Source organism: Bacillota bacterium (genome assembly GCA_024655925.1).
Lineage (GTDB): Bacteria > Bacillota > DTU025 > DTU025 > JANLFS01 > JANLFS01.
Map to the genome: position 1 here is coordinate 1 of JANLFS010000125.1, position 7550 is coordinate 7550.

Here is a 7550-nt window from a genome sequence, read left to right on the forward strand (position 1 = left end):
CGCTCCCGGATCATCGCCCCCAACATCTCCACTCCAGTTAGCTCTCATGCCTCGCGGAAGTGCTGTCCGCCCCCTGTGATCCGCCCTCGCTCAGATCACAAGATATGTAGAGGACAAAAGCGGAGGATCACTCCTCCCTTTTGTCCAGGTCTCTGACTCGAGGTCAGAGCTGCCCGTTGTGGATTTCGACGCTCCAGTTCAGGCCGTAGTTGTTATCCCAGTTGTTCGCCCTGTCCTTGAAACAGAAGTTGAAGCGGGAAGTTTCGTTTGGGTCAAGTGACACGGTCGTCGACCACACCCCCGGCTTCTCCTGGGTCATCGGTAGATCAGACACATGATGCCAGTCCCGCTGCCCGAAGCCCGCGTGCAAGTAGACAGCGTCCGCGCCGGACTGCGCAAGAAGCCCATTGTACTTGACGGTCACCTTCTCCCCGGCAGTGACGGGCATTGGCGTCACGGTCACCCCACCTGCAAGGAACTTGTCTTTGGCTGCAGTTCGAGTGGTCCGCGTCCTGGTAGTGCGTTCAGGGCTTATCTCCCGGGCGAACTCGGCGTCTCTATCCATGCCGTACCGCCTCATCCAGAACACCAGCATAAGACCCCCTTTCGGCCTTAGTCTTCCGCCGAGCGGGGGACGCTATTAGACCAAATCCGCCCTCTACATCTTCCGGAGTGCCTCGATTCTCTTCTGGATGGGAGGGTGAGTGGAGAAAAGCCCTTGCGAGCCGTCGTGCGCGCTCTTGAATGGGTTGACTATGTAGAGAGATGCGGTCGCGCGGTTTGCGGCTTCCAACGGTTCTTCGTCCTGAGAAATTTTTTCCAAAGCGCTCGCGAGGCCCTCGGGGTACCGGGTCAGGAGCGCCCCATCTGCGTCCGCTAGAAACTCACGCCGGCGGGAGAGGGCGAACCTGAGCAGTTGCGCGAAGATCGGCGCCAGTATGGCGAGGATCACACCAAAGGTCAGAAGGATCGCTTCTCCTCCACCATCTCCACTTCTGCCGTCCCGTTTCTTGCTCCGGGAACCCGTTCCCCTTCCCCACCACATGATCCGCTTGATCCAGTCCGCCAGGAGGACTATCGTCCCGACCATGATGACCGTAATGGTGGCCAGCCTGATGTCGTAGTTCTTGATGTGAGAGATCTCATGAGCTATGACCCCTTCGAGTTCCACCCTGTTCAATTTGTCCAGAAGGCCGCGAGTCACCGCGATTGACGCATGTTCAGGGTCTCTACCTGTCGCGAAGGCGTTCAGCGCGGAATCCTCGATTATGTATGTCTTGGGAACGGGGATCCCCGCCGCGATGGAGAGACCTTCGACGGTGTGGTACAGATAGGGATTGTCTTCCTTGGTTGCAAGATGCGCCCCGCTAACTGCCAGGATTATCCTGTCAGAGCCGTAGTAACCCACAAGCCCCATTACGGAAGCGATGGCTGCGGCGACAATGACCCCGGTCCATCCGCCACCGAACATCTGCCCGAACACCCATCCCAGGCCGATCAAAAGAAGCGACGTCAGGGCGATGACAATCCAAGAAGCCGTGGTATTCCGCTGTATCTGCTCATACATGTCGCCCACGCCTCCGGGCTAGAATTTCACCCGGACTGGTTCTCGTGCCGCTTCCTCAACCTCGAAGAAGTCCTGCCGCACGAAGCCGAAGGCTTGCGCTATGAGGTTCTTCGGGAAGACCTCGATGGCCGTGTTGTACTTCATCACAGTGTCATTGTAGAACTGCCTTGCGTACGCGATCTTGCTCTCTGTGCCTGACAGTTCCTCCTGTAGCATCAGGAAGTTCTGGTTGGCCTTCAGCTCGGGGTAAGCCTCTGCCACAGCAAAGAGGGTCTTCAACGCACCTGTGATGGCGTTCTGAGCCTGCGCTTGTTCAGACACGGTGGTGGCTGAGGCGGCCTGTGCCCGTGCTCTTGTAACCATGTCGAAGGTTTCCTTTTCGTGGGCTGCATAGCCTTTCACCGTCTCCACTAAGTTCGGTATGAGGTCGAATCTGCGTCTGAGCTGCACTTCAATCTGGCTCCACGCGTTCTTCCAGCGGTTCCTGAGTACTACGAGGCCGTTGTAGGCGGAGACTGCCCACAGCACAATGAATGCCACGACTGCCAGGAAAACCAGGCTGAAACTCACACCTGTCACTTCCTTTCGACTTTCAAGTCCAGCGCACGTTTCTCCACTTTGGCCAGGATTTCCTCTTCGTCGATGGACAAAAGCCTGCGGTCTTCCATCACGACGGTTCCATCGATGATGACCGTACTGACGTCGGCTCCGGAAGCCGCATACACAAGGTGGGAAATGGGATCTGCATGCGGCGTGAGGTGTGGGGAGTTGAAGTCCACGAGCACGATGTCCGCCTTCTTCCCCACTTCCAGCGAGCCTATCTGGTCCTGGAGGCCCAGGCACGCCGCGCCGCCTGCGGTTGCCATCTCGAGACACTTGGCAGCGGGCATCACCGTCGGGTCCCCCGTGAAGACCTTGTGCAGCAGGGCGGCAAGGCGCATCTCTTCGATCATGTCCAGGTTGTTGTTGCTCGCGGCCCCGTCGGTCCCGAGTCCCACTCGCACCCCGCGGTCGAGCATGCGGGGCACAGGAGCGATCCCGGACGCGAGCTTCATGTTGGATCCCGGATTGTGGGCTACGCCTACTCGGTTCCCGGACAGAATGTCAATGTCGTCCTCAGACAGGGCCACGCAGTGTGCAGCGAGAACTGGTACGTCGAACAGGCCGACGGACTGCAGGAGCTGGACCGGGGACACGCCCTGGGCCTCCCGGATCTCGCGTACCTCGCGGGAAGTCTCGGATATGTGGGTGTGGACTCTCACTCCAAGGTCCCGAGCGCGCTGGGCCACTTCCCGCATGAACTCTGGCGAACACGTGTATGGGGCGTGAGGGCCCAACATGGTTGTGATCCTGCCGCCCGCTTCGCCGTTCCACTTTGTGCAGAACTCCACACCGCGCGCCAGAGTCTGCCCGGGGTCCGCGCCGAGAGACGTCATGCCCAGGCAGAGCGACGCCCTCATGCTGGTTTCGCGGACCGCCTGGGCAACCTCATCCATGTAGAAGTACATGTCCGCAAAGGTTGTAGTGCCTGATCTGATCATCTCGGTGCATGCAAGAAGGGTACCGTAGTACACATCCTCCGCCGTGAGTTTCTCCTCTATCGGGAATATCTTGGTCTCGAGCCATTCGCGGAGGGGCAGGTCATCAGCGTACCCGCGGAGCATGCACATCGCCGCATGGGTGTGGGTGTTCACAAGTCCGGGAATCGCCACACGGCCACGGCCCTCGATGACGGGGAACCCCGGTCCAGCCTCTGGGGCATCCTGAGCCCGACCTACGAAGCTTATTTGCCCGCTTCGGACGTGAATCACACCGTCCGGGATTATCCGGCCATGGGGATCCACCGTCACTACTTCCACATTCTTGATAATCAGGTCTTTCATCGGCATCACCCTGTCCTGTCTGCGCCGCCCCCGGTCCCCTCGCGCCATCCAGCGAGATACTCCCGCTGACTGCGGGTGGGGGAGTCGATCTTCACCCCGGCCGCACGCAGCCGCACTCTGGCGACTGCCTCATCTACTTCGGCCGGAACGGGGTGAACCCCGGGGCCCAGGCTTTCGTGGTTTTCCATCACGTACTTGACCGAGAGGGCCTGGACGCCGAAACTCGTGTCCATCACCTCGACGGGGTGGCCATCCGCCGCGGCCAGGTTGACCAGCCGCCCCTGGGCGAGGAGGTAGAGTCTGCGCCCGTCGGGACTCTTGTACTCTTCGATACCCTCCCTCGCCTCCCTGGGCTCCGGGCACATCGTGGCGAGATCAGGCTTGGAGATCTCAACATCGAAATGCCCGGCGTTTGCCAGGATCGCCCCGTCCCGCATTCTCTGAAGGTGCTCCCCGCGGATTACGTCCCGGCATCCGGTAGCTGTCACGAAGATGTCGCCCTCTTCCGCCGCACAGGCCATTGGCATCACCCGGAACCCGTCCATCAGGGCCTCGCACGCACGAACGGGATCAGTCTCGCAGACAATCACATTCGCGCCCAGGCCCCGGGCTCGCATGCTGATACCTTTCCCGCACCACCCGTAGCCCGCCACCACCACGCACTTGCCTGCCACAGAAAGGTTGGTGGTACGCATGATGCCGTCCCACACCGACTGCCCTGTCCCGTACCTGTTGTCGAAGAGGTACTTCATCCTCGCGTCATTCACTGCTACCACGGGAAACGCGAGATCCCCGTCCCGGTGCATCGCCCGGAGCCTTGAAAGCCCAGTCGTGGTCTCCTCGCATCCGCCCTGGACCTGCCCGAGGATGTCGCGTCTTTCGGTATGGACCATCGAAACGAGGTCGCCCCCGTCGTCCATGATCACATCCGCCCCATCCCCGAGAGTCTGACTCAGGTGATATCGGTACTCGTCAGTGGTGGCTCCCCTCCAGGCGAAGACCCGAAGCCCAGACTCTGCAAGGGCCGCCACAACATCATCCTGGGTGGACAGTGGGTTGCTCCCGGTGACCGAGACCTCCGCGCCTCCCGCCGCGAAGAGCAAGGCGAGCCTCGCGGTCTTCGCCTCCAGGTGGCAGGAGACTGCTATCCTTTTGCCCCGGTAAGGCAGAGTCGTGCTGAACTCACGCTCGATCTCAGCCAGGACAGGCATGTGCGCCCGCGCCCATTCGATCTTGAGCCTGCCGCGTGGGGCAAGGCCAGGGTCGCGCATAGCGGACTCGGTCATGCTCCATCACCACTCTCCCGCGCCCAGGGCGGCACTGCGCCGGCCTTGCCGCACCTGCATCCGCGTTCCTCGGGTACCGCCTCGATTGCGCGCATGGCGAGTGCCCGGAGTCTCTCCCCGTTGGCCTGCATCACCTCGACTACTTCCTCGTGAGTGAGTGGGGTGGGGGAGATGCCTGCCGCCCAGTTGGTGGCCATGGCGATGGACGCATAACAGATCCCTGCCTCTCGCGCAAGGACCACCTCGGGGACACTGGTCATTCCGACCAGGTCACCACCTATGATGCGAAACGCACGGATCTCAGCGGGGGTCTCGAACCTCGGGCCCTCAGTGCAGACGTAGCATCCCCCATCTTTGACATCTATTCCGAGGGAGGCCGCCTCCCGGGCGAGGACTGCTCGGATCTCTGGGCAGTACGGCTCGCTGTAGTCCAGGTGGACTACGCCGTTGGGGCCCCCGTCGAAAAACGTGCCGGCACGCGCCTTGGTGAAGTCGATGAACTGATCCAGCAGCACGAAGGTGCCTGGCTTCATGTCAGGGTTGAGCGACCCCACCGCCGAAGTCGCGATCGCCCTTTCGACCCCAAGAAGCTTGAGGGCAGCGATGTTCGCCCTGTAGTTGATCTTGTGCGGGGGCACGGTGTGCCCTGTCCCGTGCCGCGCGAGAAAGCCGACCTCGACTCCGCGGTACTCGCCTACCTTCAACGTTACCTGCCCGTACGGGGTTTCGACGGTTTCCTCCCTGACCCGGTCGAGAATCGCTGGGTCGTAGACGCCTGTTCCTCCTATGATGGCCAACTTCACGTCAAATCACCTCCGCCGCACACCACGTCCGCCGTCACTTCATCCTGGCGAGGGCACCCTCGATTCTGTTCATGCCTTCTTCTATCTTCCCCATGGAGGTCGCATAGGAGAGCCGTACGAATTCGTCCGCACCGAAGGCCGCCCCCGCAACCAGGGCCACGTGTGCTTCAGACAGCATGGCGTCAGCGAATTCCAGAGAATTCGTAATCACCGAGCCTCCAAGGGATTTGCCGTAATACTGGGACACTCTGGGGAAGCAGTAGAATGCTCCGGCTGGAGCAGCACATTCTACGCCTGGAAGGGCCACGAGCCTTTCATGCATGTACTTGCCTCTCGCGCGGAATTGCTCCACCATTTCCCTGACTGGCTCATCCGGCCCGTTGAGCGCAGCCAGCGACGCCCTCATCGAGATCGAACACGGATTGGATGTGCTGTGGCTCTGGATATCTGCCATGGCGCGGATCAGCTCACGGTCGCCAGCAGCATACCCTATTCTCCACCCTGTCATCGCGTATGTCTTCGAGACCCCGTTAACCACAAGGGTACGTTTCTTCACCTCTTCGCCGAGCGAGGCGATGCAGACAAACTCCCGGTCACTGTAGAGCAGCCGCTCGTAGATGTCATCGGAGATGATGAAGATATCACGGTCGATAGCGATCTCCGCGATCTTCTCGAGTTCAGCCCTGGTGTAGACCGCGCCCGTCGGGTTCGACGGACTGTTCAGAACCATGGCTACAGTCCTCGGACTGATCGCGGCAGACAGCGCCTCTGGAGTGAGCTTGAACCCGGTCCTGGAAGTGTCCACCGTCACTGGGCGGGCTCCGGCCATACTGATCTGATCAGGGTAACTCACCCAGTATGGCGCGGGAACAACCACTTCATCACCTTCCTGGCAAAGTGCCAGAAACGCGTTGTAGAGACAGTGTTTGGCTCCACACGAGATGATTATCTCGGATAGCTCGTAGTGAAGGCCGTTGTCCCGCAGGAACTTGGCCGCCACCGCCCGCTTGAGTTCGGGAGTTCCGGAGGCAGCGGTGTATCTGGTGTGTCCCTGGTTGATGGCATCTATGCCAGCGTTGCGAATATGCTCGGGGGTATCGAAATCCGGCTCTCCCGCACCGAAGCCCACTATGTCCACGCCCTGGTCTCTCATTGCTCTTGCCTTCGCCTCGACGGCCAGAGTTGGAGACGGCGTGATCATGCGTGCTCTTTCCGAAAGTCTCATGACAAACCCTCCTTCATTTGTGTATACAGGATACAAAGTACATGGTTGCTATGATTCGCCACGCGCACTGAGCATTCCTCCCCGAAGGTCATAGGGCCCGTTAACCGTCGCCTGGCACAGGAGCCGGATCCCGGGGTTCGGGCGATCCTCGTCTACTCCAAAGCAGGTCCCGTCGTCGACCAGCGCATCCAGAAAGTTGCCGGAAATCACCGCTTTCACCCCCCCGGCGCACCGGCCTTCCTGGATCACCAGGGTCTCTGGGGCGGCGAGAGAGAAGTTGCCTGTGGTTGGGTCCTGAGTGTGGAGGCCCAGAACGGAGCAGACCAGGAGACCTTCTGAAGTCTGTCGCAGGAGATCCTTCCATGTTCCTGCGGTACACGCTCGAAGGAACAGGCCCGAGTCGCCGGCGGCGAGTCCCGGTTGGGGAACGGGCGTCGGTGTCCTGCCGCACTTCGCGGCATATCTGACGTTCAAGATCGGGGTGGACAATCGCCCAGAGTCGATGAGTCGTACAGAGCCGGACGGGATTCCCTCTGGAGTGCAGGGAGATGATCCGGGCCCCAAGGGGATCGCGGTGTCCACAACTACTGAGACATCCTCCCGCATCACCTTCTCCCTCGTCCGGAACTGCTCCAGGGAGAACCTGGACCTTCCCTCGGCTACGTTCTCACCTGCAAGGTTGCCAGCCAGATAGTGTCCTATGAGAGCGTCCGCCACCCACGGGGCCAGCAGCACTGATGTCGGACCGGACCGGGCGGTCCCAGGGGTCCCGAGCGCGGCCACGAG

General features: G+C 60.8%; 8 protein-coding genes. All 8 read right to left on the reverse strand.

Going from position 1 to position 7550, the window contains the following annotated elements; all coding sequences use genetic code 11:
* Positions 1 to 163 precede the first annotated feature (163 nt).
* Positions 164 to 448 carry a carbohydrate-binding protein gene (locus tag NUW23_14215; GenBank protein ID MCR4427314.1) on the reverse strand — a complete coding sequence of 95 codons (285 nt, stop codon included), beginning with the start codon at positions 446 to 448 and terminating at the stop codon, positions 164 to 166.
* A 210-nt stretch (positions 449 to 658) separates the two neighbouring features.
* A complete protein-coding gene (locus tag NUW23_14220) occupies positions 659 to 1567 on the reverse strand; it encodes a M48 family metallopeptidase (protein MCR4427315.1) in 909 nt (302 codons plus the stop codon).
* A gap of 18 nt (positions 1568 to 1585) precedes the next feature.
* Positions 1586 to 2137, reverse strand: coding sequence for a LemA family protein (locus NUW23_14225; GenBank protein ID MCR4427316.1), 552 nt, complete (start codon positions 2135 to 2137; stop codon positions 1586 to 1588).
* Between the two features lie 5 nt (positions 2138 to 2142).
* A complete protein-coding gene (locus NUW23_14230; protein MCR4427317.1) occupies positions 2143 to 3450 on the reverse strand; it encodes an amidohydrolase in 1308 nt (435 codons plus the stop codon).
* Between the two features lie 5 nt (positions 3451 to 3455).
* On the reverse strand, positions 3456 to 4736 hold the full coding sequence (locus tag NUW23_14235) for an adenosylhomocysteinase (protein ID MCR4427318.1): 1281 nt from the start codon (positions 4734 to 4736) through the stop codon (positions 3456 to 3458).
* On the reverse strand, positions 4733 to 5539 hold the full coding sequence (mtnP, locus tag NUW23_14240; GenBank protein MCR4427319.1) for an S-methyl-5'-thioadenosine phosphorylase: 807 nt from the start codon (positions 5537 to 5539) through the stop codon (positions 4733 to 4735). Before mtnP ends, NUW23_14235 begins: the two co-directional genes overlap by 4 nt.
* Positions 5540 to 5573: 34 nt before the next feature.
* A complete protein-coding gene (locus tag NUW23_14245) occupies positions 5574 to 6764 on the reverse strand; it encodes a pyridoxal phosphate-dependent aminotransferase (GenBank protein MCR4427320.1) in 1191 nt (396 codons plus the stop codon).
* Positions 6765 to 6812: 48 nt separating this feature from the next.
* On the reverse strand, positions 6813 to 7550 hold a 738-nt coding region (locus NUW23_14250; GenBank protein MCR4427321.1), incomplete at its 5' end, for a metallopeptidase TldD-related protein.

What these genes read in the sequence shown, in the direction of transcription:
- NUW23_14215 (MCR4427314.1), bottom strand. Translation starts at nt 448, where the DNA reads ATGCCCGTCACTGCCGGGGAGAAGGTGACCGTCAAGTACAATGGGCTT.
- NUW23_14220 (MCR4427315.1), bottom strand. Translation starts at nt 1,567, where the DNA reads ATGTATGAGCAGATACAGCGGAATACCACGGCTTCTTGGATTGTCATC.
- NUW23_14230 (MCR4427317.1), bottom strand. Translation starts at nt 3,450, where the DNA reads ATGAAAGACCTGATTATCAAGAATGTGGAAGTAGTGACGGTGGATCCC.
- NUW23_14235 (MCR4427318.1), bottom strand. Translation starts at nt 4,736, where the DNA reads ATGACCGAGTCCGCTATGCGCGACCCTGGCCTTGCCCCACGCGGCAGG.
- NUW23_14245 (MCR4427320.1), bottom strand. Translation starts at nt 6,764, where the DNA reads ATGAGACTTTCGGAAAGAGCACGCATGATCACGCCGTCTCCAACTCTG.